Here is a 26049-nt window from a genome sequence, read left to right as displayed (position 1 = left end):
AAACCGACTACTCGGCGTCAGATCTCGACTTCTCGGCGGACTCGAGCCAGCCTCGGAAGGCTTCCAGGTTGGCCGTCGACTCGCCGCGAAGCTTGCGCCACTCCCACTCCTTGCGGATCGACGTCGCGAAGCCGAGCTCGAGGATGGTGTTGAAGGACTCGTCGGCGTAGGTCAGGACCGAGCCGAGCAGCCGGTCGAGCTCGTCGGGCTCGACCATCGCCAGCGGCAGCCGGCCGTCGAGATAGATGTCGCCGAGCCTGTCGATCCCGAAGGCGACCCCGTAGAGCCGCAGGTTGCGCTCGAGCAGCCAGCGGTAGACGGTCTCGAAGTTCTCGTCAGGGCGGCGGCAGACGAAGGCGTGCACACCCAACGCGTGCTGCCCCAGGTCGAGCCGGACCGGCGTCTGCAGCTTGCGCTCACCGGGCAGCGCGAACGAGAAGACCAGCTCGCCACCGGGCTGGGAGGTCTCGTCCCAGTCCAGGTCGTTGGACTTCAGCCAGCCGCGTACGACCTCTTCCTGGTCGGTCCGCGAATCAGTCATGCCGCCGCCTCCGTCGCATGGAGCAAAGAATACGGACGCGGCGGCCTGACGCCCATCGTCGTTCGCTGGCGCTCACTCATGCCGTCAGCTCCTCACGCATCAGCATCTTGGCCTCTTCATAGACCTCGAGCGTATTGCGTGCGGTGAGATCCCAGGAGAAGTCCTGGGCGTGTTCGCGGGCGCCGTCGGCCAACACCGACCAGCGCGGGTGGGACGAGACGGCGTCGGTGAGCGCGTCGGCCCACTGCGCCGGGTCGTGCCCGTCGACCAGGAGACCGCTGCGGTCGTGGCGCACCGCGGTGGTGAGACCGCCGACGGCGGCCGCGACGACGGGGGTGCCGCAGGCCTGGGCCTCGACGGCGACCAGGCCGAACGACTCGTTGTAGGAGGGGACGGCGACGACGGACGCGGCGGAGTACCACAGCGCGAGCTCGTCCTGGCGCACCGGCGGGACGAACCGGACCACGTCGGAGATGCCCAGCTCGGCAGCCAGGTCGGCGAGGCCGGTCGGATGCTCGAGACCGGAGCCGGAGGGCCCTCCGACGATCGGGACGACGAGGTCGCGGCGCAGCGACGGGTCGCGCGCGAGCATGACCGCAGCAGCCCGCAGGAGTACGTCGGGAGCCTTGAGCGGCTGGATGCGGCCGGCGAAGAGGAGCACATGAGCCCGGGCCGGGAGCCCGAGCGCCGCGCGCGCCGAAGCCCGGCCGCGCGGACGGAAGACCCGGAGATCGACCCCGGGGTGCACGACCGCGACACGACCTGGCTCCGCGTCGTACATGTTGATCAGCTGCTTGGCCTCGAGGTCGGTGTTGGCGATGAGCATGTCGGCGGCGTCGACGACCTGCTCCTCCCCGATAACCCGGGCCTCCGGCTCGGGGCTGTCGCCCTCCGCGAGCGCGGCGTTCTTGACCTTCGCCATGGTGTGCATCGAGTGGACCAGCGGCACGCCCCAACGGTCGCGGGAGAGCGCCCCGACCTGGCCCGAGAGCCAGTAGTGAGAGTGCACGGCATCGAAGTATCCGGGCGGGTTGGACGCCTCGGCACGCAGCACCTCGCGCGCGAACGTGCACAGCTGCCCGGGCAGGTCACCCTTGGCCAGCCCCTCGAAGGGACCGGCGTGGACGTGGTGGACCGCGACCCCGTCGTACGCCTCGACGACCTGCGGGAGCCGGGACGAGGTCGCGCGCGTGAAGATGTCGACCGCGATGCCCTGGGTGGCCAGCCGCCGGGAGAGCTCGAGGACGTAGACGTTCATGCCGCCGGCGTCGCCGGTGCCGGGCTGGTCGAGCGGGGAAGTGTGCAGACTGACCATCGCTACGCGGTGGATCATGCCTGCTCCTCAATGTGTCTACGCTTGGTCCGGTCTCTCAACACTCCGATCTCGCGCATCATTCCCAGCCCCGCGAACCTGCTCGAACCATCTCCGATCATGGGACCGGTGGGGCGAGGTCGAGCGAGCGACGAGAGACTGGCGCCGTGTCTTCAACGAACGCAGTCTCCAAGAACGCTGTCGTCACCGGCGCCTCGAGCGGGATCGGCGCCGCCACCGCCCGTCAGCTCGCCAAGGAGGGCTACCACGTCTTCCTCGCCGCTCGCCGGGCCGACCGGATCGAGGCGCTGGCCGAGGAGATCGGTGGCACCGCGATCGCGACCGACGTCACCTCCGACGACTCCGTCGCCACGCTCGTCGAGGCGGTCGGCGGCCGGCTCGACCTGCTGGTCAACAACGCCGGCGGCGCCTTCGGGGTCGACCGGGTGGCCGAGGCCGACCTGGACAAGTGGCAGGCGATGTTCGAGGTCAACGTGGTCGGCCTGACCCGGGTGACCAAGGCGCTGCTCCCGGCGCTGATCGCCTCCGGCGCGGGCGCGATCATCAACGTCGGCTCGATCGCCGGCCGACGCGCCTACGAGGGCGGCGCGGGCTACAACGCGGCGAAGTTCGGCACCCGTGCGGTCACCGAGGCGCTGCGCCTGGAGATCGTCGACAAGCCGGTCCGGATCATGGAGATCGCCCCGGGCATGGTCCAGACCGAGGAGTTCTCGCTCGTCCGCCTCGGGGGCGACCAGGCAGCGGCCGACGCCGTCTACCAGGGTGTCGCGGAGCCGCTGGTGGCCGAGGACGTCGCCGACGCGATCGTCTGGATGGCCACCCGTCCGGCCCACGTCAACATCGACGAGCTGGTCATCAAGCCCCGCGCCCAGGCCGCCCCGCACAAGGTGCACCGCGAGGGCTGACGCCGACATCGGCCCTGGTCAGGCCACCGAGGATTCCGTACGCAGCCTCCGGCGGTGTCACACTCGACGGGTGCAGACGATCGGACTCATCGGCGGTATGAGCTGGGAAAGCACCGCCGCTTACTACGAGGGACTCAACAAGGGTGTCCAGGAGCGGCTCGGCGGTCTTCACTCCGCCAAGATCGTGCTGGCCTCTGTCGACCTGGCCGAGTTGACGGACCTTCAGGAGAAGGAGTCCTGGGACCAGGTCGCCGAGATCCTGGTCGCCGCGGCCCGCAGCGTGGTGGCCGGCGGCGCCGACCTGATCCTGCTGTGCACCACCACCTTCCACAAGGTCTACGACCAGGTGGCTGCGGCCGTCGACGTGCCCGTGCTGCATCTGGCCGACGTGCTCGCCGCGAAGTCGAAGGAGCTCGGCATCACCAAGGTCGGGTTCCTCGCCACCCGCTACACCGTGGAGAACGACTTCTTCGCACAGCGCATCTCCGACCACGGCGTCGACGTGAACCTGCCCGACCCCCTCCACGTGGAGATGCTCGACTCGATCATCTACGAGGAGCTCGTCCACCGGACCGTCGTGTCGGGCTCCCGCAAGCGGGTCCTCGAGGTCGTCCACGAGCTGTGGGACGCCGGCGCCGACGGCGTGATCCTCGGCGCCTCCGAGCTCAGCCTTCTGGTGCGACCCAACGACGTCGACGTACCGATCCTCGACGCCATCTCCGTGCACGTCGAGGCCGCGCTCAACCACGCCCTCCCCGCGTAGCCCCACCGGCCGAGGCGTCACTCCGGTCGGCCGAGACGTCAGCGCAGTGCCAGCTCGGCCGACGTAGCTGACGTCTCAGCGCTGCGCGCGGTTACTCCCTCGCTCGGCTACTTCTCGTAGTTCTCGAGCAGATCGCTGGCGAGGGCGTGCAGCTCGGGGCTCAGCTCGCCCTCGTGCACGACGGCGGTCTGACCGTCGATCTCGAACTCGTAGACGTAGCGGTCGGCACCCTTCGGCTTCGACGGCGCACGGCCACCCGCGACCAGGTTGCGCACGGTGGCCACCTGGGCGGCCGACGGCGCGAGCTCGGCGACCCCCTCGGTCGTACGCCCCAGGAAACCGCCGCTGCGGCGAACCCGCACGGTCGTGGTCGGCGCCTCCCCGCCGGGCGCGGGAGTCCCGGAGGCCGGGGTGACCCCGACCTCGGACCAGGCGGTGGTGACGGCCTCGGCCTGGTCGCCGGCCTCCGCGACGGTCGCCGCGGCGAACCCGGCGAAGTCGGTGTCGGTGGTGACGGTGCCGCTGGTCAGCGCGGCCCACCAGATCTTGCCGGCGCCGTCCCACGAGCTGCCCCCGATCGCCTTGGCGGCCAGGGCGAAGGCGCGGTTGGGGATGCCGGAGTTGATGTGGACGCCGCCGTTGTCGTCGGGGCCGTCGTAGAGGTCGTCCATGTGGGCCGGCTGCGGGTCCTTGCCCAGCTCGGGGTCGTCGTACGCCGTCCCCGGCTCGAGCATGTGACGCAGCCCGACGCCCTGGACGGACTCGGTGAAGAGGCCCTCGCCGATGATCCAGTCGGCCTCCTCCGCGGTCTGCCCGAGGAGGCGCTGCTTGACGCAGGAGCCGTAGACATCGGAGATGTGCTCGTTGAGCGCTCCGGGCTGGCCCTGGTAGACGAGGCCGGCGGTGTGCTCGGTGACCGCGTGGGAGAGCTCGTGGCCGACCACGTCGACGGCCTTGGTGAAGCGCTGGAAGATCCTGCCGTCACCGTCGCCGAAGACCAGCTGGGTGCCGTCCCAGAACGCGTTGGCGTAGTCCCGGTCGTAGTGGACGGTCATCACGACCTCGATGCCCTGATCGTCGTAGGAGGCGCGGCCGTAGACCTCCTCGAAGAGGGCCAGCGAGCCGGTGATGCCGGTCGCGGCCTCGTCGACGCTCTCGTCACCCGACTCCGGCTCGCCTGCGGCACGCACCTTCTCGCCGGGGAGGTCGGTGCCGTTGCCCGCGGTGTAGACGGTCCAGTCTCCCGCCGCCGCGGCGGTGCTGCCCGCTTCGGGCGCCGGGCGCTGGGCGAGAACCCTGGTCAGGTGCTCCGCCCGGGCCACTCGGAAATCGTTGTCCTGGTCGAGGCGACCGGGGTCGAGCCGCTGCATGAGGTAGGGAGGCACGATGTGGCAGACGTGGTTCCGAGAAGTCATGGGTCTCACCCAACCGCCATCTCCGGATGCGGGTCAAGGAGGTCCTGGCGGATAAGATCAGTCGTCCTGTCCCGCGCCAGAAATCGAGCCGCTTCGCACATGTCCGAGATCCTCAAGGCCAATCTCCGCAACGTCGCCATCGTTGCGCACGTCGACCACGGTAAGACCACGCTGGTCGACGCCATGCTGCGTCAGGCAGGCACCTTCACCGAGCACGAGGCCGAGTCGGTCGCCGACCGGGTCATGGACTCCGGCGAGCTCGAGCGCGAGAAGGGCATCACCATCCTCGCGAAGAACACCGCGATCCACTACAACGGGCCGAGCGCTCCCGAGGGGATGACGATCAACATCATCGACACCCCCGGCCACGCCGACTTCGGCGGTGAGGTCGAGCGCGGTCTGTCGATGGTCGACGGGATCGTGCTGCTGGTGGACGCCTCCGAGGGTCCGCTCCCCCAGACCCGCTTCGTGCTGCGCAAGGCGCTCAACGCCGACATGCCGGTGGTGCTGGTGGTCAACAAGGTCGACCGCCCCGACGCCCGCATCGAGGAGGTCGTCGACGAGACGTACGAGCTCTTCATGGACCTGCTCGACGACTCGCACAGCCAGGACGCGCTCGACTTCCCGGTGATCTACGCCTCCGGCAAGGCCGGCGTCGCCTCGCTGGTTCAGCCCGGCAACGGCGAACTGCCCGACTCCAAGGACCTCGAGCCGCTGTTCCAGACGATCATGGACACGATCCCGGCTCCGACCTACGTCGAGGGCGCGCCCCTCCAGGCCCACGTCACCAACCTCGACGCGAGCCCGTTCCTCGGCCGCCTCGCGCTGGTCCGCATCCACCAGGGCACCCTGAAGAAGGGCCAGAACGTCGCCTGGATGCGGCGTGACGGCGAGGTCAAGAACGTACGCATCACCGAGCTCCTCATCACCGAGGGCCTCGAGCGCAAGCCGGGCGAGGTCGCCGGCCCCGGCGACATCGTCGCCATCGCCGGTATCCCGGAGATCACCATCGGTGAGACGCTCGCCGACCCGGAGAACCCGGTCGCGCTGCCGCTCATCCACGTCGACGAGCCGGCCATCTCGATGACCATCGGCACCAACACCTCGCCGCTGGTCGGCAAGGTCAAGGGCTCGAAGGTGACCGCGCGTCTGGTCAAGGACCGCCTCGACCAGGAGCTCATCGGCAACGTGTCGCTGAAGATCCTCAACACCGAGCGTCCCGACGCCTGGGAGGTCCAGGGCCGCGGTGAGCTGGCGCTGGCGATCCTGGTCGAGCAGATGCGCCGCGAGGGCTACGAGCTGACCGTCGGCAAGCCGCAGGTGGTCACCAAGGAGGTCGACGGCAAGATCCACGAGCCGTACGAGCGCCTGACCATCGACGCCCCGGAGGAGCACCTCGGCTCCATCACCGAGCTGCTCGCCAACCGCAAGGGCCGCATGGAGGGCATGACCAACCACGGCACCGGCTGGGTGCGCATGGAGTTCATCGTCCCGGCGCGTGGCCTGATCGGTTTCCGCACCGAGTTCCTCACCGAGACCCGCGGCACCGGCATCGCCCACCACATCTCCGAGGGCTACGACCGCTGGGCCGGCGAGATCCGCTCGCGCAACAACGGCTCGCTCGTCGCCGACCGTACCGGTGCTGCCACGGCGTACGCCATGACCTCGCTGCAGGAGCGCGGCGTCATGTTCGTCGAGCCGGCCACCGAGGTCTACGAGGGCATGATCGTCGGCGAGAACTCCCGCGCGGACGACATGGACGTGAACATCACCAAGGAGAAGCAGCAGACCAACGTCCGCTCCGCCACCTCCGACAACTTCGAGAAGCTCATCCCGCCGAAGAAGCTCTCCCTGGAGCAGTGCCTGGAGTTCTGCCGCGAGGACGAGTGTGTCGAGGTCACCCCCGACATGGTCCGCATCCGCAAGGTCGTCCTCGACGCCAACGACCGCGGCAAGATCGCGAGTCGGGCGCGCAAGGCCAACAAGTCCTGACCGACTTCCGTGACGGCCGCCGGGTCTCGACAAGCTCGACCACCGGTCTTTGGCGGCGGCCGTTTCGCTGTGATCTGGCTGCGACACTTCCAGCATGACCCTCACGACCACCGCCTCGCTCGTCAGCGCGGCCTACGCGGAGGGCCGCGGTGTCGCCGCCTTCAACGCGGTCAACCTGGAGACCGTCGAGGCCATCGCCGCGGGGGCCGAGACCGCGAACCGGCCGGTCGTCGTGCAGATCAGCGAGAACGCCGTGCGCTATCACGGCGGCCTGGCGCCGCTGGCCCAGGCCGCGATCGCGGTCGCGTCCGGCTCGACGATGCCGATCTCGCTGCACCTCGACCATGCGACCGACGAGCGCCTGGTCGGGATCGCGGTCGACCTCGGCTTCTCGTCGGTGATGTACGACGCCTCCCAGCTCGACTACGAGGAGAACCTCGCCCGCACCGCCGCCGTCGCCCGCCGCTGCCACGACCGCGGCGCCCACGTCGAGGCCGAGCTCGGCGAGGTCGGCGGCAAAGACGGCGTCCATGCACCGGGCGTACGCACCGACCCGGACGAGGCGGCCGCGTTCGTCGCCAGCACGGGCGTCGACGCCCTCGCCGTCGCGGTCGGCTCGAGCCACAAGATGACCACCCGCGACGCGACTCTGGACGAGGCGCTGATCGCAGCGCTCCGACGGGCCGTCGACGTCCCTCTGGTCCTGCACGGCTCCTCCGGGGTGAGCGACGAAGGCCTTCGGGCCGCGGTCGCCGCCGGGATGACCAAGATCAACGTCGCCACCCAGCTCAACAAGGCCTTCACCGCAGCGGTCCGGGAAACGCTCGACGCGGACCGCGACCTGGTCGACCAGCGCCGATACCTCGGCGCCGGCCGCGACGCGATGGCCGCCGAGACCGCGCGGCTGCTCACTGTCATCTCAGGCTGATCGACGCCACTACATCCCCAGTTTTGTGGAAGCGCTCCCACAGACACAGAATCGTTACTTACGAGGACCTTGACACAGCCTTGTGAGCGCGATCACACTCTCCCTAGTCCCGAGAGTGGAAGCGCTCTCACTCCCCACACAGACGTGCAGGAGCACCCCGTGTCCAAGATCTCCAAGTCCTGGCGCCGCGGTCTAGCCGCTGGCGCGGTCGCCACTCTCGTCGCTGGCCTCGTCGGGGCCTGCGGCGGCAGCGACGACACCAGCGAGTCGGCCGAGCTCGGCAAGAACGACACCCTGACCATCACGACGTTCAGCGAATTCGGCTACGGCGACCTCATCGAGAAGTGGAACGCCGACCCTGAGCGCCCCTTCAAGGTCAAGCAGACCGTCGTCGCCGAGTGGGACACCTGGAAGCAGAGCCTCACCACCGGCCTGCAGTCGGGCGAGGGCCTCACCGACATCGTCGGCATCGAGGGCGACATGATGCCCGCGCTGCTCGCCGAGGGCGCCTCCGACCAGTTCGTCGACCTCACCGACAAGGAGCTCGACGACCGCTGGATGGAGTCGAAGTTCCTCGAGGGCCAGACCGCCGACGGCAAGCAGATCGGCTACCCGACCGACGCCGGCCCCGAGGCGTTCTGCTACCGCGCCGACCTCTTCGAGAAGGCCGGGCTCCCGAGCGACCGCGAGGCGGTGAAGGAGCTCTTCAAGGACTGGGACACCTACTACGCCACCGGCGAGCAGTTCAAGAAGAAGATGCCCAAGACGGCCTGGTACGACTCCAGCGGCGCGGTCGCCCAGGCGATGCTCAACCAGGTGGAGTACCCCTTCCAGACCAAGGACCAGAAGGTCGACGCGGACAACCCGGAGCTCCGGGAGGTCTACGACACGGTCGCGAAGCACGCCCCCACCCTCTCGACGAAGGTCGAGCAGTGGGGCGAGGACTGGATGGCCAACTTCACCAACGACGGGTTCGCCACGATCCCCTGCCCGGGCTGGATGTTCGCCAACATCAAGGACTCCGCGCCTGACGTGAAGGGCTGGGACATCGTCGACGCCTTCCCCGGCGGTGGCGGCAACTGGGGCGGTTCCTACCTCGCCGTCCCGACGCAGTCGGAGCACCCCGAGGAGGCCAAGGAGTTCGCCAACTACCTGACGAGCGCCGAGTCCCAGGTGGCCGCGTCGAAGGTGGCCGGCAACTTCCCGGCCAACCTGGAGGCCCAGACGGTCCTGGCCGAGGAGAACGCCACGGACCCCTACTTCAACGGCGCCCCGACCTCGCAGATCCTCGCCAGCCGCGCGGAAGCCGTGCCCGCGGGTGTCCCGTTCAAGGGTGACAAGTACTCCGACATCCTGGGTCTCTTCCAGCAGGCGATCCGACGCGTCGACGAGGGCGCCGACCCCGACAAGTCGTGGGCGACCTTCCTCGAGGGCGTCGAAGGAATGTCCTGATCGATGCCGACCACCACATCCGCCCCGGTCGAGAACGCCACCACGGCGCCCTCGGCCGGGGCGTCCCCCCGCCGCCAGACCTGGCGTGACCGGCTTTCCCGGTGGGACCTGAAGTTCTCGCCGTACGTCTACATCGCGCCGTTCTTCCTGGTCTTCGCCCTCATCGGGCTCTACCCGATGCTCTACACCGGCTACCTGTCCTTCTTCTCCTGGCCCGCCTACGGGTCCGAGGTCGGCCCATGGGTCGGCTGGGACAACTACGCCCACGTGCTCGGTGACTCGGTCTTCCGCAAGGCCTTCTGGAACACCATGGGGATCTTCCTGCTCTCCTCGGTGCCGCAGATCATCGTGGCGACGATCCTCGCCGCCCTGCTCGACACCCGGCTCCGGGGCCGGACCCTGTGGCGGATGAGCATCCTGCTGCCCTTCGTGGTCGCCCCTGCGGCGTCGGCGATGATCTTCGGATCGATCTTCGCCGACGGCACCGGACTGATCAACCAGACGCTCGACGGCTTCGGCCTCCCGAAGGTGCCGTGGCATGCCGACCGGTTCGCGAGCTGGACCGCGATCGCGACCATGGTCAACTGGCGCTGGACCGGCTACAACGCGCTGATCATCCTCGCCGCCATGCAGGCGATCCCGCGGGACCTCTACGAGGCGGCCGACATCGACGGCGCCTCCAAGGTGAAGCAGTTCCTCCACGTCACCCTGCCCTCGATCCGGCCGACGATGATCTTCGTCATCGTCACCTCGACCATCGGCGGCCTGCAGATCTTCACCGAGCCCCGGATCTTCGACACCAACCTGCGTTTCCAGGGCGGCTCCGACTTCCAGTACACGACCTTGACGATGTACGTCTTCAACACCGCCCAGACCACGACCAACCCGTACCCACGTGCGGCCGCCGCCGCCTGGGTGCTCTTCCTCATCATCGTGGGGATCGCGCTGATCAACTTCCTGGTCACCCGGGCCGTACAACGGAGGAATCTCGCATGACCAGACGTCCAGGATTCCTTGTCTATGGCCTGCTCGTAGCCTTCCTGCTGGGCTCGGCGTTCCCGCTGTACTGGTCCTTCGTCATCGGCTCGGTGACCCGGCAGCGGGCGATCCAAGCACCGCCGCCGCTGATCCCGGGAGGGCACTTCCTCGACAACGCCGCCCGAGTCTTCGACCGGATCGACTTCTGGTCGGCGCTGCTCAACTCGATCATCGTCTCCGGGATATCGGCGGTCTCGGTCGTGCTCTTCTCGACCCTGGCCGGCTACTCCTTCGCCAAGCTACGCTTCCGCGGTTCCCAGGTGGGCATGATCTTCGTCGTCGCCACCATGGCGGTGCCGACCCAGCTGGCCCTGGTGCCGATGCTCAAGCAGTTCTCCAACCTCGGGCTCACCGGCACGCTGCCCGCCGTGATCCTGCCGTGGATGGTGACCGCGTTCGGTGTCTTCTTCATGAGGCAGTACCTCATCGACGCGATCCCCGACGAGCTCATCGACGCGGCCCGCGTCGACGGCGCGTCCATGATCCGTACGTTCTGGACCGTCGCCATCCCGGCGGCGAGACCGGCGATGGCGATCCTGGCTCTGTTCACCTTCATGCAGGTGTGGACCGACTTCATGTGGCCGCTGATCGTGCTGCAGGGCTCGGACGTGCAGACGCTGCAGACCGCGCTCGATGCACTCAAGGTCGCACCCGGTCAGGGGCATGCCGACATGGCTCTGGTTCAGGCCGGAACGATCCTCGCGACCGTACCCCTACTTCTGTTGTTCATCGCGACCGGACGCCACCTGGTGTCCGGCATCATGCAAGGAGCCGTCAAAGGATGACCACCTCGACCCCCCAGGGCCGCACCTTCCCCGAGAACTTCCTCTGGGGTGCAGCCACCGCGTCGTACCAGATCGAGGGAGCCGTCGACGAGGACGGACGCACACCCAGCAACTGGGACACCTTCTCCAAAGTCCCGGGCGCCGTCCTGGGTGGCGACACCGGCGAGGTGGCCTGCGACCACTACCACCGGGTCCCCGAGGACGTCGCGCTGATGAAGCGCCTCAACCTGGCCTCGTACCGGTTCTCGACGGCGTGGCCGCGGATCCGGCCCGACGGCGGGAAGGTCAACCAGGCCGGACTCGACTTCTACAGCCGTCTGGTTGACGAGCTCCTCGAGGCCGAGATCGCGCCGTGGGTCACGCTCTACCACTGGGACCTGCCGCAGGCCCTGGAGGACCAGGGCGGCTGGACCAGCCGCGACACCGCCTACCGGTTCGTGGAGTACGCCACGACCGTATACGACGCCCTCTCCGATCGCGTCGACAACTGGACGACGCTGAACGAGCCGTGGTGCTCGGCGTTCCTCGGCTACTCCGGTGGCCAGCACGCGCCGGGCCGCCAGGAAGGTGTCGCCGGCATCGTCGCGGCCCACCACCTCATGCTCGGGCACGGTCTCGTGGTCAACGAGCTGCGCAGCCGTGGCGCGACGCCGGAGAACGGCAAGCACCTCGGCATCACCCTCAACCCGACGGTCGTCGACCCCTACGACGCCGACCGTCCCGAGGACGTCGACATGACCCGGCGGATCGACGGCCTGCACAACCGGGTGTTCTTCGAGCCGCTGTTCCGAGGCAAGTACGCCGACGACCTGGCCGCGGACACCGAGGGGCTCACCTTCCAGGGCCGGCCGTGGCAGGACTGGGTGCTCGAGGGTGACCTGGAGGTCATCTCCGCGCCGCTCGACGTGCTCGGGATCAACTTCTACTTCGGCAACGCCATCGCGGCGAAGCCGTTCGAGATCGACCCCGACCAGGTGCTGGGCAGCCGGCTCGTGCACTCCGACCTGCCGCGAGGGAACCCCTACCCCGGCGCCGAGTTCGTCACCCCGCGCACCGGCCGTCCCACGACCGACCGCGACTGGGAGATCGACCCGGTCTGGCTGACCCGCCTGCTGACCCGCCTCAGCGACGAGTACGGGGCCCCGCCCGTCTACATCACCGAGAACGGCGCTTACTACGATGATGTGGTGGAGGATGGCGCCGTGCACGACACCGCTCGCCTCGACTACATCGACAAGCACCTGCGCGCGACCCTCGACGTGATGGAGCAGGGCGCGGACGTGCGCGGCTACTTCGCCTGGTCGCTGCTCGACAACTTCGAGTGGAGCTACGGCTACCGGCACCGGTTCGGGATCGTGCATGTGGACTTCGAGACCCAGGTGCGTACGCCGAAGGACAGCGGTCTCTGGTTCGCCGACGTCGCCGCCAACAACCGGGTTCCGGCGCGCCCGTGAACATGCCCACGCTCGACGAGGTCGCCCGGCTGGCTGGTGTCAGCCGGGCGACCGCGTCGCGCGCGATCAACGGTGGCTCGCGCGTCTCCGCGAAGGCCGCCGACGCCGTCGCCGAAGCCGTCCGTTCGCTCGGCTACACGCCCAACCCGGCGGCGCGGTCGCTGGTGACCCGACGCACCGACTCGGTCGCCATGGTCATCCCCGAGGCAGACGAGCGGGTCTTCGCCGACCCGTTCTTCGCCCGCACCCTGCACGTGGTGACCCAGGCTCTCGCCCAGCGCGACCTGCAGGTCGTGCTGTTGATCGCCCAGCCGGGCCAGGAGATGCAGCGGACGCTGCGCTATCTGCGTGGCGGGCACGTCGACGGCGCGATCGTCGTCTCCCACCACCGCAACGACGCTCTCGCCGACCACCTCGCCGGCATCGGGCTGCCGGCCTCGTTCATCGGCCGGCCGTTGGCCGGCGCGGAGAAGGTCTTCTACACCGACCCCGACAACGTCGCCGGCGCTCGCGAGGTCACCAACATCCTGATCGAGCGCGGCTGCCGCCGCGTCGGCACCATCACCGGCCCCGCCGACATGAGCGCCGGCATCGATCGGGCCGCCGGCTGGCGGGCCGCACTCGACGCTGCCGGGCTCGCCACCGACGCGCTCGTCGAGGGCGACTTCACCGAGGACGGCGGCGAGGCCGCCTGCGAGATCCTGCTGCGCGACCATCCGGACATCGACGGTCTGATGGTCGCCTCCGACCTGATGGCCGCGGGCGCGCTGCGCGCGCTCGGCCGGGCCGGCCGGCGCGTCCCCGACGACATCGCGGTCGTCGGCTACGACGACCTCGGCATCGCCGAGCGCACCACTCCCCCGCTCACCACGGTCAAGAACCCGATAGGAGACATGGCGAGAGAGGCCGTCCGGCTCCTCCTCTCCCAGCTCGACGGCACCACGACCCACCCGCTGCGGGTCGTTTTCGCGCCGGAACTGGTGCGGCGTACGTCTGCCTGACCGGCGCGCCGCCCGTCCGCTCGCATATCGGAGTACGGACCCCTCCCCGGCATCCCAGCCCCCGGGCTGTTAACGTCCTGACGCGATGCCACATCGCAATTCGACTGGCAGCGTGCCCCACCCGGAGTCGGCTACCCGAGTCGACTTCCGCTCACCGCACCTCGAGGACGGTCAGCACATGTGGCGGATGGCACGGGAAAGCCGGGTACTCGACGTCAACACCTCGTACGCCTACCTACTGTGGGCACGCGACTTCGCGGCGACATCGATCGTCGCGACCGTCGATGACGACCCAGGAGGATTCGTCACCGGCTACCGCCGCCCGGACGAGCCGGAGACTCTGATGATCTGGCAGGTCGCCGTCGACGAGCGACACCGCGGTCAGGGCCTGGCCCGCCGCATGCTCGACGATCTCGTCGACCGCCGCTCCGGCGATCCTGCAGTACGTCGCCTCTCCGGCGATCCTGCAGTACGTCGCCTCTCCGGCGACCCGGCAGTACGCCACCTGGAGACGACCATCACCGCGGACAACAGCGCTTCCATCGCGCTGTTCACCTCGTTCGCGAACGCACGCAGCGCCCCGATCGAGCGCACGCCGCTCTTCGAGGCCGCGATGTTCCCCGACGGACACGACGCGGAGCTGCTGTTCCGCATCGGTCCGTTCTGACCGCACGATCCGACCGCACGACCCGACCGCACGATCCGACCGACCGCATCCCGGTCCGACGGGCGTTGTGCCCGCGTTCTCGGGATCGACGACACCCGGAGGTGTCACCCATGACGACGACCACCGAACCCACCAATACCGACACGCCTCAGGCTGGCGGCACCGCGATCTTCGACTCCCTGGAGTCCCAGGTCCGCAGCTACTGCCGCAGCTGGCCTGCGGTGATGATCCACTCCCAAGGCTCCACCGTCACCAGCGAGGACGGACGTGAGTTCCTGGACTTCTTCTCCGGCGCCGGAGCGCTCAACTACGGGCACAACAATCCCGCGCTGCTGGAGCCGCTGCTCGACTACCTGCGCGAGGGCCGCATCGTGCACTCGCTGGACATGCACACCGGCGCTAAGCGGGAGTTCCTGCAGGCCTTCTCGGACCTGATCCTCGAGCCTCGCAACCTCGACTACAAGGTGATGTTCCCCGGACCGACCGGGACCAACTCCGTCGAGGCCGCTCTCAAGCTGGCCCGCAAGGTGACCGGGCGCCAGCACGTGCTGTCGTTCACCAACGCGTTCCACGGGATGACGCTCGGCTCGCTGGCCGTGACCGGCAACTCGATGAAGCGCAAGGGCGCGGGCATCCCGCTGACCAACAGCTCGAAGATCCCGTACGACGACTACTTCAACGGTGTCGTCGACGACTTCATGTGGCTGGAGCGGGTGCTCCAGGACAGCGGCTCCGGCGTCGACAAGCCGGCCGCGATCATCGTGGAGTCCGTGCAGGGCGAGGGCGGCCTCAACGCCGCCCGCCTGGAGTGGCTCAAGGCGCTCTCGGACCTGTGCCGTGAGTACGACATCATCCTGATCGTCGACGACGTGCAGGCCGGCTGCGGGCGAACCGGCACCTTCTTCAGCTTCGAGGAGGCCGGGTTCTCCCCCGACATCGTCTGCCTGTCGAAGTCGATCTCAGGCTTCGGTCTGCCGATGGCGCTGACCCTGTTCCGGCCCGAGCTGGACCAGTTCGAGCCCGGCGAGCACAACGGCACCTTCCGCGGGCACAACCTCGCCTTCGTCACCGGCCGGGCGGCGTTGGAGACGTACTGGGCCGACGACTCCTTCCAGAAGGACGTCCAGGCGAAGGCCACCGAGTTTCGTGCGGGGCTGACGAAGATCGCCGAGCGGTACGAGGGTGCGACCGTCCGCGGTCGTGGCTTCCTGACCGGCATCGCCTTCCCGGACGCCAGTGCGGCCGGGAAGATCGCGGCGACGGCGTACGAGCGCGGCCTGCTGGTCGAGACCTCCGGGCCGGAGGACGAGGTGCTCAAGACGATGCCGCCGCTGACCGCCGCACCCGAGGAGCTCACCCGCGGTCTCGCCATCCTCGAGGAGGCCACCGCGTCCGTCCTCGGCGACGGCAGCCCGGCCTGACCTCTCCGCGACACGAGAAACGAGAGAACATGCGCGTCACCTACCTGGAAGACCTGAACGACACCGACCGCGACGTACGCGTCGAGTCCGAGGACGGTGTCTGGCGCAGCCGCCGGATCGTCCTGGCCCGCGAGGGGGTCGGCTTCTCCTTCCACGAGACCAACATCCCCGCCGGGACGACCAACGAGTTCTGGTACGCCAACCACATCGAGTGCGTCTACTGCGTCGGCGGTGAGGGCGAGCTCCTCGACCGCGAGACCGGAGAGACGTACGAGATCCGCGACGGGATGTGCTACCTGCTCGACAAGCACGACAAGCACACCGTCACCGCCAAGACCGACCTGCGTCTGATCTGCACGTTCAACCCGCCGGTCACCGGCCGTGAGGTGCACGACGAGAACGGCGTCTACCCGCTCCTCACCGAGCCCGACGCCGAGACCGGCAACACGACAGAGGAGGTAACTGCATGACCGCTGCAATCGAACACGTCGAGGACGTGTACCCCACCCGCCTCGAGGAGGGCTTCAGCTCGCTCCCCCGCCTGGACCCGGTCGTCTGGGGCACCACGGCCGACGGGCCGATGGACCAGCAGACGCTCGACTCCTTCGACGAGCGCGGCTATCTGAGCATTCCCGACCTCATCACGCCTGAGGAGGTCGAAGAGCTGCGCGCCGAGCTGCGCCGGCTCAGCGACGACCCGGAGACCCGGGCCGACGAGCGCACCATCATCGAACCCGCCTCGCAGGAGGTGCGCTCGATCTTCGAGGTGCACAGGACCAGCGACGTCATCGCTCGGCTGGCGGCCGACCCGCGCGTTGTCGGCCGGGCCCGGCAGATCCTCGGCTCGGACGTCTACATCCACCAGAGCCGGATCAACGCCAAGCCCGGCTTCGGCGGCGGTGACTTCTACTGGCACTCCGACTTCGAGACCTGGCACGCCGAGGACGGCCTGCCCCGGATGCGGACCGTCAGCATCTCGATCTCGCTGACCGACAACCACTCCTTCAACGGGCCGCTGATGATCATGCCCGGCACGCACAAGACGTACGTCTCGTGCGGGGGCGCAACTCCCGAGGACAACTACAAGTCCTCGCTGGTGATGCAGGGTGCCGGGACTCCGGACCAGGAGACGCTCACGAAGATGGCCGACGTCCACGGGATCGACGTGCTCGCCGGCGCTGCCGGCAGCGCGATCATGTTCGACTGCAACTGCATGCACGGGTCCAACGGCAACATCACGCCCTACCCGCGCTCGAACGTGTTCCTGGTGTTCAACAGCGTGGAGAACACCGCGGTCGAGCCGTTCTCGGCTCCGCGGCCGCGGCCCACGTTCATCGGGGCCCGCGACTTCACTCCGGTGAGCTGACCGCTCCGCCGCCCGGCCGCCGGCCCCCTCGGGGTCGGCGGCCGGGCGCATCCTCGCGCCGGATCTGGTGCTGCGTACCTCTGGGTGGTCCTGGTCGGCATAGTCTGAGCCCATGACACGGACCCGCGCCTTCTCGGGCGCCATGAACGGCGCGGCCCTGCTCGCCCTGTCGCTCTCCCTGACGGCCTGCGGCTCGAGCAAGGACTACGTGCAGGAGAAGACGGTCGAGCGGATCGCGACCGAGCAGCTCACCAACGCCATCGGCGTCACCCCCGAGAACCTCGACTGCCCCGGCGACCTCGAGGGCAAGGTCGGCACCGAGATGACCTGCGTCCTCACCTCCGAGGGCGAGAAGTACGACGCGATCATCACCGTCGACAACGTCGACGGTGACCGGGTCCGCTTCAAGATCGACGTGCCGCCCAACGCCACGGAGTGAGCCCACAGAGTCCTCGGAACAGATAGCCTGTTGAATCGTGTCCCCTCATACGAGGCCTTTCTTCGACCATGTCGCGCGCGTGTGCGACGGAACGCCCTACACGGCGACCGAGACCGCGCGCGGATTCGACGTGGCGCTCGACCTGGCCAACGGGCGCTGGCACTCCAAGTTCCAGGAGGCCAAGCTGAGCTGGGTCTTCACCTACCACGTGACGATGCCGTCCCGGAAGTCTTATGCGATCATCGAGGACACCAGCAGCGTCGTCTGGTTCGCCGACGAGCCGCACACCCAGAAGACCGGCGTACGCCGCATCGAGCCCGATGACGAGCAGACCGACCAGGGCGTGTGGACCGTGCACGACCCGGAGGCGGTCCCCGATATGGACCAGTACCGCTTCGACGCCGAGGAGGGGCGCACGCTGATCACCAGCGTCGCCCGGCTCTACGCGCTGCAGCAGCGCGGCGCCCGGCACGAGGGGACGGCCTTCTCGCTCGCGGTCGGCCTGGTCGTCACGCTCTCCGTGATCGCGACCGTCATCGGGCTCGCGGTGATCCTCAACCTGCTCGGCACCTTCGGCACGCCGTCGTAACCACATCGCACACACTTTGTGTGATGCTGACCGCCATGGACCCCATCCGTGAGGCGCAACGACAGTGGATCGCGCACGGCTGGGCAGATGCCGCCGACGGGATGGCGCTGGTGACATCGCTCGTCCGCGTGCATCAGCTCGTCATGGAGCGTATCGACTCCGCGCTGCGCCCCCATGACCTCTCCTTCGCCCGCTACGAGGTGCTCCGCCTCCTCTCCTTCACCCAGGAGGGCCAGCTCCCGATGGCCAAGCTCGGCTCCCGCCTTCAGGTCCACCCCGCCTCGGTGACCAGCGCCGTCGCCAGACTGGAGAAGCAGGGCTTCGTACGCCGCAGCCGCTCCGCCGCCGACGGCCGCGTGGTCCTCGCCGCGATCACCGGCACCGGACGCGAGGCGGTCGAGGCGGCCACGATCTCGCTCAACTCCGAGGTCTTCGAGAAGCCGGGGATCGAGGACGTCCCTGGCCTGACCGGGCTGCTCACCGAGCTGCGGGCGGCCGCCGGCGACTCGGTCGGCTGAGTCCCGCGCTTCGGGGTCGACGTCGCGTACTGGCGAGTATGTGACGGACGACCTATGCTGGAAATACTTGGACGTCCAACTATTCCCTGGGAGCACCGCTCATGTCCGACCTCCACATCCCGCAGAACCACGTTCGGATCGTGACCGCGAGCAGCCTGTTCGACGGGCACGACGCGGCGATCAACATCATGCGCCGGATCTTCCAGGCCCAGGGATGCGAGGTGATCCACCTCGGTCACAACCGCTCGGTGACCGAGATCGCCGACGCGGCCGTCCAGGAGGACGCCCACTGCGTCGCGGTCTCCTCCTACCAGGGCGGCCACGTGGAGTTCTTCGAGTATCTGGTCACCGCGCTCAAGGACCGGGGCGCCGGCCACGTCAAGGTCGTGGGCGGTGGCGGCGGCGTCATCGTTCCCTACGAGATCGAGCGGCTGGCCAACTCCGGCGTCAAGATCTTCTCCCCCGAGGAGGGCCAGCGCCTGGGGCTCCCGGGGATGATCAACACGGTCGTGCGCGACGTCGACCGCGACCTGTGGCCCACCTTCCCGATCACCCCCAACGGCGTGATCGCGGGCTACGGGCTCTCCATCGGACGCGCGATCACGGGTGCCGAGCAGGGCCGACTCCCGGAGGACTTCCTGACGCGGCTGGGCGAGGCCGACCAGGCCGTCGTGCTCGGTGTCACCGGCACCGGCGGCTCCGGCAAGTCCTCGCTGACCGACGAGCTGGTCCGGCGCATGCGCATCGACCAGGAGGACAAGATCCGCATCGGCGTGCTCGCCATCGACCCGACCCGGCGGCGCGGCGGCGGTGCGCTGCTGGGCGACCGGATCCGGATGAACTCCCTCGCCGCCATCAGCGACGGCGGCTCGACGACCTACTACCGCTCCCTGGCCACCCGCGGCGGTCACGAGGTGCCCGAGCACTTCGCCGACGTGCTCACGGTGATGAAGGCCGCCGTGGACCTCGTCATCGTCGAAACCCCGGGCATCGGCCAGGGCGACACCGGGATCAGCGACTTCGTCGACGTCTCGCTCTACGTGATGACACCCGAGTTCGGTGCCGCCTCGCAGCTGGAGAAGATCGACATGCTCGACTTCGCCGACGTCGTGGCGATCAACAAGTTCGAGCGGCGCGGGGCCAAGGACGCGCTGCGCGACGTGTCCCGCCAGCTCGTCCGCAACCGGGAGGCGTTCACCTCCTCCCCCGATGACATGCCGGTCTTCGGCACCTCGGCCGCCGCCTTCGACGACGACGGCGTCACCGCGCTCTACCAGCACTTGCGCGGACTGCTCGCCGAGGCGGGGCTCGCGGCCAGCGAGGGTGTCCTCCCCCGCGTCTCGACCCGCCACTCGACCGGCCTCCACCCGATCATCCCCGAGCGACGGGTGCGCTACCTGGCCGACATCGCCGGCGACGTACGCGACTACCACGCCCGCACCTTGGAGCTCGTCGCCGCGGCGCGGAAGGAGCAGGCCTACGAGATCGTGGCCGAGGACCACCCCGAGCTCGAGGCGCCCGCCTCCGAGCTCCCCGACGACCTGCGCGAGCAGCTCTCGTCGTGGGAGCAGACCAAGGAGACGTACGCCGCCGACGAGGGTGGCCGGACGTCGCTGTCGGGCAACTACATCCCGCGGGTGGCGACCCCTCGCTACACCGACCGCGGTGAGCTGACCCGGTTCCTGCGCAACGAGAATCTGCCCGGTGTCTTCCCGTTCACCGCGGGTGTCTTCCCCTACAAGCGGGCCAACGAGGACCCGGCGCGGATGTTCGCCGGCGAGGGTGACCCGTTCCGCACCAACCGCCGCTTCAAGCTGCTCTCCGAGGGCCAGCCGGCGACCCGCCTCTCGACCGCGTTCGACTCGGTGACGCTCTACGGCCGCGACCCCGACGTACGCCCCGACATCTACGGCAAGGTCGGCACCTCCGGCGTCTCGGTGGCCACGCTCGACGACATGAAGGCGCTCTACGACGGCTTCGACCTGCTGGCCCCGACGACGTCGGTGTCGATGACGATCAACGGACCCGCTCCGACGATCCTGGCGTTCTTCCTCAACACCGTGATGGACCAGGCGCGTGAGCGTGGCGTGGACCCGGCGAAGGCGCTGCAGACGGTCCGCGGCACGGTGCAGGCCGACATCCTCAAGGAGGACCAGGGCCAGAACACCTGCCTGTTCTCCACGGAGTTCTCGCTGCGCTGCATGGCCGACATCCAGGAGTGGTTCATCGAGCAGGGCGTACGCAACTTCTACTCCGTCTCGATCTCCGGCTATCACATCGCCGAGGCCGGGGCGAACCCCATCTCCCAGCTCGCCTTCACGCTGGCCAACGGCTTCACCTACGTCGAGTCCTACCTGGCCCGCGGCATGGACATCGACGACTTCGCGCCCAACTTGTCCTTCTTCTTCTCCAACGGGATGGACCCGGAGTACTCGGTCATCGGCCGAGTCGCCCGGCGGATCTGGGCCGTCGCGATGCGGGACCGCTACAACGCCTCGGAGCGCTCGCAGAAGCTGAAGTACCACATCCAGACCTCGGGCCGCTCCCTGCACGCGCAGGAGATGGACTTCAACGACATCCGCACCACCCTCCAGGCGCTCATCGCGATCTACGACAACGCCCAGTCGCTGCACACCAACGCCTTCGACGAGGCCGTCACGACCCCGTCCGAGGAGTCGGTGCGGCGCGCGCTGGCGATCCAGCTGATCATCAACCGCGAGTGGGGCATGGCGTTCAACGAGAACCCGCTCCAGGGCTCCTACATCATCGACGAGCTCACCGACCTCGTCGAGGAGGCCGTGCTCAAGGAGTTCGACCGGATCTCCGAGCGTGGCGGCGTGCTCGGCGCGATGGAGACCGGCTACCAGCGCGGCAAGATCCAGGACGAGTCGATGCTCTACGAGCACCGCAAGCACGACGGCACGCTGCCGATCGTCGGCGTCAACACGTTCGTCCGGGACACCAACGGCGAGCCGGCCGGCCCCGTCGAGCTCGCCCGGGCGACCGAGACCGAGAAGAAGTCCCAGCTCGACCGCGTCCACGACTTCCAGGCTGCCCACGCCAACGAGGCCGAAGTGGCCATCGCCCGCCTCAAGCGGGCCGCCACCTCCGAGGAGAACGTCTTCGCCGCGCTCATGGACGCGGCTCGGGTCTGCTCTCTCGGACAGGTCACCGAGGCGTTCTTCGAGGTCGGCGGGCAGTACCGCAGGAACGTGTGAGGGGGTGGCTGTTCACCGAGGTGACTCGGTGAACAGCCACATCCCTCGTGGAGTTCCACGAAGGAAGCGAGCGTTGAGTGAGTTACCTCGGTGAGCATCCGGCTCCATCCGACGACCTGGGCACTCCGTACGACGGCCCGCGCCCGGCGACGCGGGTGGTCTCGCTCGTCCCGTCGCTGACCGAGGCGCTCGTCTCGGTCGCGGCGGACCGGGTGGTGGGCGCCACGGACTGGTGCACGCATCCGGCGGATCTCGAGGTCCCTCGCGTGCGCGGGACGAAGAACCCCGATCTGGCCGCGATCGCGGCGCTGGCACCGGACGTCGTGGTGGCCAACAAGGAGGAGAACCGGAAGCTGGACGTACGTCGGCTGCGGGAGCGAGGCGTCCGGGTCTGGGTCACGGACATCGAGACCGTGCCCCAGGCGGTTGCGTCCATGGAGCGCCTCCTCGACGGGATCGGCTGGGACCGTCCGGCATGGCTCACGGAGGCACGCCGGCTGTGGTGCGGCCCGCTCCCCCGGGTCACCCGCCGGGTGGCGGTGCCGATCTGGCGCGACCCGTGGATGGTGGTCGGCTCACGGACCTTCACCGGCGACCTGCTGCGGCGACTCGGCTGGGAGAACGTCTTCGGCCAGCACGCGGACCGCTATCCGCACGTCGACCTGGCCGATATCGACGGCGCGGGTGCCGATGCCGTGCTGCTGCCCGACGAGCCGTACGTCTTCACCGCCGAGGACGGCCCGGAGGCCTTCCGGCAGACCGAGACGGAGCTGGTCAGCGGTCGGCTGATCACCTGGTACGGCCCGAGCCTCGTCAAGGCTTACCTGCTCCATCGCTCGGTCTGAGTGAGCCGGAACAGCAGGACCAGCGGAGGTCCGACCACGACCCCCGCGATCGCGACGGCGACCAGCAGCGCCTTCAGGGTCGCGTCGGCGCCGCCCGCATCGGCGAGAAGGACCTCGTCGACCAGGAGCCACGGATACTGGCCGACTCCCCAGCCGGAGACCACGGTGGCCACCGCGATCAGGGCCGGAAGCCGGGCGAGCGCGAAACGGCCTTTCCAGACCAGCCACGAGGTGGCGACGCCGGCGAGGAACGAGCAGAAGATCAGCGGCGCGGCCTGGGTCTCCAACCCCTTGGCCAGCGTCGGCGCATCCATCTGGATCGGGATCAGCGCAACGAAGACGACCAGTCCGGTGGCGAGCCCGACCCCGAGGGTCCGGGTCCGCAGGGTCGAGGCCAGGGCGGGCTTCCCGGCACGTATGGCATCGGCGCAGAGGAAGACGCCGGCCAGAAAGGCGCAGGTGCCGACGGCGATGATCCCGCCGAAGATCGAGGTGGGGTTCACCCACGACGACCAGCGATCGCCGTATCCCTCGGCCGGCACTCTGCCCGACGCGATCGCGCCGGCGACGGCGCCCAAGAAGAACGGCGTGATGATCGAGGAGACCGCGAAGACGACCCCGAACGTACGAGCCTGCGACAGCGTCGCGGAGTACTTCCGGAACGCGAACGACGCTCCGCGCAGCACGATGCCGAGCAGCGCCAGCAGCAACGGCACGATCAACGTAGTCATCACGGCGGCGAACGACTCCGGGAACGCGGTCCACCACACCACCAGGCAGTAGATCAGCCAGACGTGGTTCACCTCCCACACCGGACCGATGCTGTGATCGACCAGCGTGCGAATCTCCGCACCCCGCCGCGCTCCACCGGCAGTGAGGTCGAAGAAGCCCGACCCGAAGTCGGCTCCGCCGAAGAGCGCGTACGCCAGGACGCCGACGAACAACGCGGCGGCGACCGCCACCTCCAAACTCATCAGCGGCCGTCCTCGGCCAGTGCGGCCGGACCGTACGGGCTGGGGAGCTCCTCACCGTCCTCGCGCCACCGCCGCGCCATCGAGCGCAGCACCAGGACGGCGCCGATCGTCAGCAGCGTGTAGACCACCAGCGTCGTGCCGAAGACCCACCACAGACCGGGGTTGTCCCCGGCCGCGTCGACGGTGCGCATGACGTCGTAGACGACCCACGGCTGGCGTCCGACCTCGGTGGCGACCCAGCCCGATTCGAGCGCGACCACCGCCAGCGGCCCCGCGGCGACCGCGAACCAGCAGAACCAGCGGGTCTCGAGCAGGTCGCGGCCACGCCAGCGCAGCAGCCAGTAGACGATGGCGGCCAGCATCATCAGTGATCCGATGCCGACCATCGTCTGGAACGCGATATGGGTGATGTTGACCGGCGGGAGGTCGGAGGCCGGGAACGTGTCCAGACCGCGTACGGGCAGGTCGAAGCTTCCGCGGGCGATGAAGGAGCCCCAGTTGGGGATCTCGATGAAGTAGCGCGGCTCGCCGTCGATCATCAGCCCACCCAGGCGCAGCGGCGCCGGCTGCTCGGTGGTGTCGGCGAGTTCGAAGGCGGCCAGCTTCGCCGGCTGGGTCTCGCCCAGGCGGATGCCGAGGATGTGTCCGACGACAGGCTGGAGCACGGCCGCGACCGAGCCGAAGACGAACGGCACCGTGAAGCCGAGCCTGTGATGGCGGTCGCGCCGCCCTCTGAGCATGCCGGCGGCGTAGACCGCGGCGACCACGAAGCCCGCCACCATGAAAGCCGCCAGCCACATGTGTAGGAACTGCAGCAGCGCGCCCTCGTTGAACATCGCCCTCCAGGGCTCGACGTCGACCACGTCTCCGGAGGGGGTGATGCGGAAGCCGGTCGGCATGTTCATCCAGGCGTTCACCGAGATCACGCAGAAGGTGCCGAAGATCCCGGCCGCCGCCATCGGCACCAGACAGAGGAGATGCAAACGGGGCGACAGCCGTCCCCAGCCGTACAGATAGAGGCCGAGGAAGATCGCCTCGGTGAAGAAAGAGAGTCCCTCGAACGCGAACGGCAGGCCCAGGACGTCGCCGAACTTGCCCATCAGGCCCGGCCAGAGCAGCCCCATCTCGAAGCTGAGAACCGTGCCCGAGACCGCACCGATCGCGAAGAGCACCGCCGAGACCTTTGCCCACCGTTTCGCCAGGACGAGGGCTACCTCGTTGCCGCGAAGACCGAGGAGGTGGACGACGAAGATCATGGTCGGGAAGGCGACGCCGAAGCAGGCCAGGATGATGTGCCATCCGAGCGAGAAGGCCATCTGCTGGCGCGCAGGCAGGAGCCCCGCGGGCTCCTCGGCGGCGAACGCAAGCGCTTCGGCGATCACGGTTCGACCCTACGCACACTGCGGCCGACCTTGCCACCTGCAACACGGCAGCCGGGCCTGATGATTGGCTGAGGACTCAGCCGCGCGAGGTCAGCGCGGCCAGGTCGCGCACGGCATAGCGGTGGTGCTCGGCCTCCTCGGCGAGAACGACCTTGAGGCAGCGGCGTACGTCGTAGTCGGCTTCAGGGTCGTTGCCGATCGGCTTGCGGGTGCAGAGCCGGTCGAGGTCGGCATCGGTGACCGTCGCGACGAAGGCACGCATCGTGGCCATGCGGGCGATGCGCGGTTCGAGGATCTCGTCCAGCGTCGGGTCGGCGTCGGCGGTTATGCCCGGGGCTCCGTCGGCGCCGCCGCCGGGGCCGAAGCCGAGCGAGTGGTAGGGCTCGTCCTCCTCAAGGACAGGGTTGCCGAGCCACTTGTCGCTGGCGTAGAGCAGATGACGTTGGGTCTCGATGAAGGACCACTCGTTGTCGACCCGGAGACGGTGCACCTCCTTCGGCAGCGCCCGAGCCCGCTCGAACGTGGCCGCCCACGTCGCCTCGATCGCGGCCCAGGCCGCACGGATCTCGTCGGCGGTCTGCGCCTCACGGGCCAGCACCCGGTTGGGCTCGGTCCGGTCGAGCTCGGCCTCGACGTACGCCGTCACGTCGACGTCGTTGACCACGATCCGCCCGAAATCGCCGGCGAGATAGACGTCGCGGCCGAAGCAGTCGACGATCTTCAGCCGCTCCTCGAACCAGCAGTCCCGGATCTCCAGGCCGCTGACATCGCTCTGCCGGATCAGCGCGTCCCGGAACCGGTCGGTGTCGACGTACGTCTTGGTCTGCTCAGGCTGCTCGGAAGGCATATGCCATCGTTGACCGGCTCGGCGGGCTCGTCAACGGAGTATTCGGTCTCGACAAGCTCGACCACCGGATGGACGCCTAGATGTGATGCCCAGCCAGGTTGTTCAACCTGGTGATGGGTGCGGCCTTCCCGATTGCTGAGTGGGGTCGGTGATGGTTGTACTCGTGGACCCATCCT

General features: G+C 68.7%; 25 protein-coding genes. 18 read left to right on the top strand and 7 right to left on the bottom strand.

Annotated features, from left to right (window positions below):
- Positions 1–7: 7 nt before the first annotated feature.
- Complete coding sequence (locus tag ABZZ22_RS22025; RefSeq protein ID WP_354935894.1) at positions 8–541, bottom strand: YbjN domain-containing protein; 534 nt, start codon at positions 539–541, stop codon at positions 8–10.
- A 76-nt stretch (positions 542–617) separates the two neighbouring features.
- Positions 618–1874, bottom strand: coding sequence for a D-inositol-3-phosphate glycosyltransferase (gene mshA / locus ABZZ22_RS22020; RefSeq protein ID WP_354935891.1), 1257 nt, complete (start codon positions 1872–1874; stop codon positions 618–620).
- A 146-nt stretch (positions 1875–2020) separates the two neighbouring features.
- Here mshA and ABZZ22_RS22015 point away from each other — a divergent pair, with 146 nt between their 5' ends.
- Together ABZZ22_RS22015 and ABZZ22_RS22010 are read left to right on the top strand one after the other, a co-directional pair.
- Positions 2021–2779: an SDR family NAD(P)-dependent oxidoreductase gene (locus ABZZ22_RS22015; protein WP_354935888.1), complete on the top strand. Its 759-nt coding sequence runs from the start codon at positions 2021–2023 to the stop codon at positions 2777–2779.
- A 70-nt stretch (positions 2780–2849) separates the two neighbouring features.
- Positions 2850–3542, top strand: coding sequence for an amino acid racemase (locus ABZZ22_RS22010; RefSeq protein ID WP_292651503.1), 693 nt, complete (start codon positions 2850–2852; stop codon positions 3540–3542).
- A 107-nt stretch (positions 3543–3649) separates the two neighbouring features.
- Here the strand turns inward: ABZZ22_RS22010 and ABZZ22_RS22005 are convergent, their stop codons facing one another.
- Positions 3650–4957 (bottom strand): M4 family metallopeptidase, encoded by a 1308-nt coding sequence (locus ABZZ22_RS22005; RefSeq protein WP_354935884.1) that lies wholly within the window; start codon positions 4955–4957, stop codon positions 3650–3652.
- A gap of 99 nt (positions 4958–5056) precedes the next feature.
- On the opposite strand from ABZZ22_RS22005, the gene typA reads away from it, so the two are divergent.
- From typA to ABZZ22_RS21925, 16 genes are all read left to right on the top strand, one after another.
- Positions 5057–6949 (top strand): translational GTPase TypA, encoded by a 1893-nt coding sequence (gene typA / locus ABZZ22_RS22000; RefSeq protein WP_354935882.1) that lies wholly within the window; start codon positions 5057–5059, stop codon positions 6947–6949.
- 94 nt (positions 6950–7043) lie between these two features.
- The gene (locus ABZZ22_RS21995; RefSeq protein ID WP_354935880.1) at positions 7044–7877 is read left to right on the top strand and encodes a class II fructose-bisphosphate aldolase; all 834 of its coding nucleotides are present in this window, start codon (positions 7044–7046) and stop codon (positions 7875–7877) included.
- A 159-nt stretch (positions 7878–8036) separates the two neighbouring features.
- Positions 8037–9329 carry an extracellular solute-binding protein gene (locus ABZZ22_RS21990; RefSeq protein WP_354935878.1) on the top strand — a complete coding sequence of 431 codons (1293 nt, stop codon included), beginning with the start codon at positions 8037–8039 and terminating at the stop codon, positions 9327–9329.
- 3 nt (positions 9330–9332) lie between these two features.
- A complete protein-coding gene (locus tag ABZZ22_RS21985; RefSeq protein ID WP_354935875.1) occupies positions 9333–10325 on the top strand; it encodes a sugar ABC transporter permease in 993 nt (330 codons plus the stop codon).
- Complete coding sequence (locus tag ABZZ22_RS21980) at positions 10322–11152, top strand: carbohydrate ABC transporter permease (protein WP_354935872.1); 831 nt, start codon at positions 10322–10324, stop codon at positions 11150–11152. The genes ABZZ22_RS21985 and ABZZ22_RS21980 overlap by 4 nt, the downstream gene beginning before the upstream one ends.
- The gene (locus ABZZ22_RS21975; protein ID WP_354935869.1) at positions 11149–12606 is read left to right on the top strand and encodes a family 1 glycosylhydrolase; all 1458 of its coding nucleotides are present in this window, start codon (positions 11149–11151) and stop codon (positions 12604–12606) included. The genes ABZZ22_RS21980 and ABZZ22_RS21975 overlap by 4 nt, the downstream gene beginning before the upstream one ends.
- 2 nt (positions 12607–12608) lie before the next feature.
- On the top strand, positions 12609–13607 hold the full coding sequence (locus ABZZ22_RS21970; protein ID WP_354935917.1) for a LacI family DNA-binding transcriptional regulator: 999 nt from the start codon (positions 12609–12611) through the stop codon (positions 13605–13607).
- A 112-nt stretch (positions 13608–13719) separates the two neighbouring features.
- Positions 13720–14274: a diaminobutyrate acetyltransferase gene (gene ectA, locus ABZZ22_RS21965; protein ID WP_354935866.1), complete on the top strand. Its 555-nt coding sequence runs from the start codon at positions 13720–13722 to the stop codon at positions 14272–14274.
- Positions 14275–14384: 110 nt separating this feature from the next.
- Positions 14385–15695, top strand: a complete 1311-nt coding sequence (gene ectB / locus ABZZ22_RS21960; RefSeq protein ID WP_354935863.1) for a diaminobutyrate--2-oxoglutarate transaminase — start codon at positions 14385–14387, stop codon at positions 15693–15695.
- A 29-nt stretch (positions 15696–15724) separates the two neighbouring features.
- Positions 15725–16165 carry an ectoine synthase gene (locus tag ABZZ22_RS21955; RefSeq protein ID WP_354935860.1) on the top strand — a complete coding sequence of 147 codons (441 nt, stop codon included), beginning with the start codon at positions 15725–15727 and terminating at the stop codon, positions 16163–16165.
- Entirely contained in the window at positions 16162–17061 is a 900-nt protein-coding gene (gene thpD / locus ABZZ22_RS21950) for an ectoine hydroxylase (RefSeq protein ID WP_354935857.1), read from the top strand. The genes ABZZ22_RS21955 and thpD overlap by 4 nt, the downstream gene beginning before the upstream one ends.
- Positions 17062–17173: 112 nt before the next feature.
- Positions 17174–17500 (top strand): DUF4333 domain-containing protein, encoded by a 327-nt coding sequence (locus ABZZ22_RS21945; protein ID WP_354935854.1) that lies wholly within the window; start codon positions 17174–17176, stop codon positions 17498–17500.
- 79 nt (positions 17501–17579) lie between these two features.
- Positions 17580–18089 (top strand): hypothetical protein, encoded by a 510-nt coding sequence (locus tag ABZZ22_RS21940; protein ID WP_354935851.1) that lies wholly within the window; start codon positions 17580–17582, stop codon positions 18087–18089.
- A 23-nt stretch (positions 18090–18112) separates the two neighbouring features.
- Positions 18113–18607 (top strand): MarR family transcriptional regulator, encoded by a 495-nt coding sequence (locus tag ABZZ22_RS21935; RefSeq protein ID WP_354935848.1) that lies wholly within the window; start codon positions 18113–18115, stop codon positions 18605–18607.
- Positions 18608–18708: 101 nt separating this feature from the next.
- Positions 18709–21825, top strand: a complete 3117-nt coding sequence (gene icmF / locus ABZZ22_RS21930; RefSeq protein ID WP_354935845.1) for a fused isobutyryl-CoA mutase/GTPase IcmF — start codon at positions 18709–18711, stop codon at positions 21823–21825.
- A gap of 77 nt (positions 21826–21902) precedes the next feature.
- Complete coding sequence (locus ABZZ22_RS21925; protein WP_354935842.1) at positions 21903–22670, top strand: helical backbone metal receptor; 768 nt, start codon at positions 21903–21905, stop codon at positions 22668–22670.
- Here the strand turns inward: ABZZ22_RS21925 and ABZZ22_RS21920 are convergent.
- The 4 genes from ABZZ22_RS21920 to ABZZ22_RS21905 all read right to left on the bottom strand — a co-directional run.
- On the bottom strand, positions 22646–23644 hold the full coding sequence (locus ABZZ22_RS21920) for a cytochrome d ubiquinol oxidase subunit II (RefSeq protein WP_354935839.1): 999 nt from the start codon (positions 23642–23644) through the stop codon (positions 22646–22648). The genes ABZZ22_RS21925 and ABZZ22_RS21920 overlap by 25 nt on opposite strands.
- Positions 23644–25026: a cytochrome ubiquinol oxidase subunit I gene (locus tag ABZZ22_RS21915; protein WP_354935836.1), complete on the bottom strand. Its 1383-nt coding sequence runs from the start codon at positions 25024–25026 to the stop codon at positions 23644–23646. Before ABZZ22_RS21915 ends, ABZZ22_RS21920 begins: the two co-directional genes overlap by 1 nt.
- 76 nt (positions 25027–25102) lie before the next feature.
- Complete coding sequence (locus ABZZ22_RS21910) at positions 25103–25873, bottom strand: DinB family protein (RefSeq protein WP_354935833.1); 771 nt, start codon at positions 25871–25873, stop codon at positions 25103–25105.
- Positions 25874–25949: 76 nt separating this feature from the next.
- A partial coding sequence (locus ABZZ22_RS21905; RefSeq protein ID WP_354935915.1) for an integrase core domain-containing protein occupies positions 25950–26049 on the bottom strand: 100 nt, incomplete at its 5' end.

It is taken from the genome of Nocardioides sp. NPDC006273 (assembly GCF_040613495.1).
GTDB lineage: Bacteria > Actinomycetota > Actinomycetes > Propionibacteriales > Nocardioidaceae > Nocardioides.
Note: the sequence above shows the minus strand (reverse complement) of the source record. Positions and strands in the feature narration are given on the sequence as shown.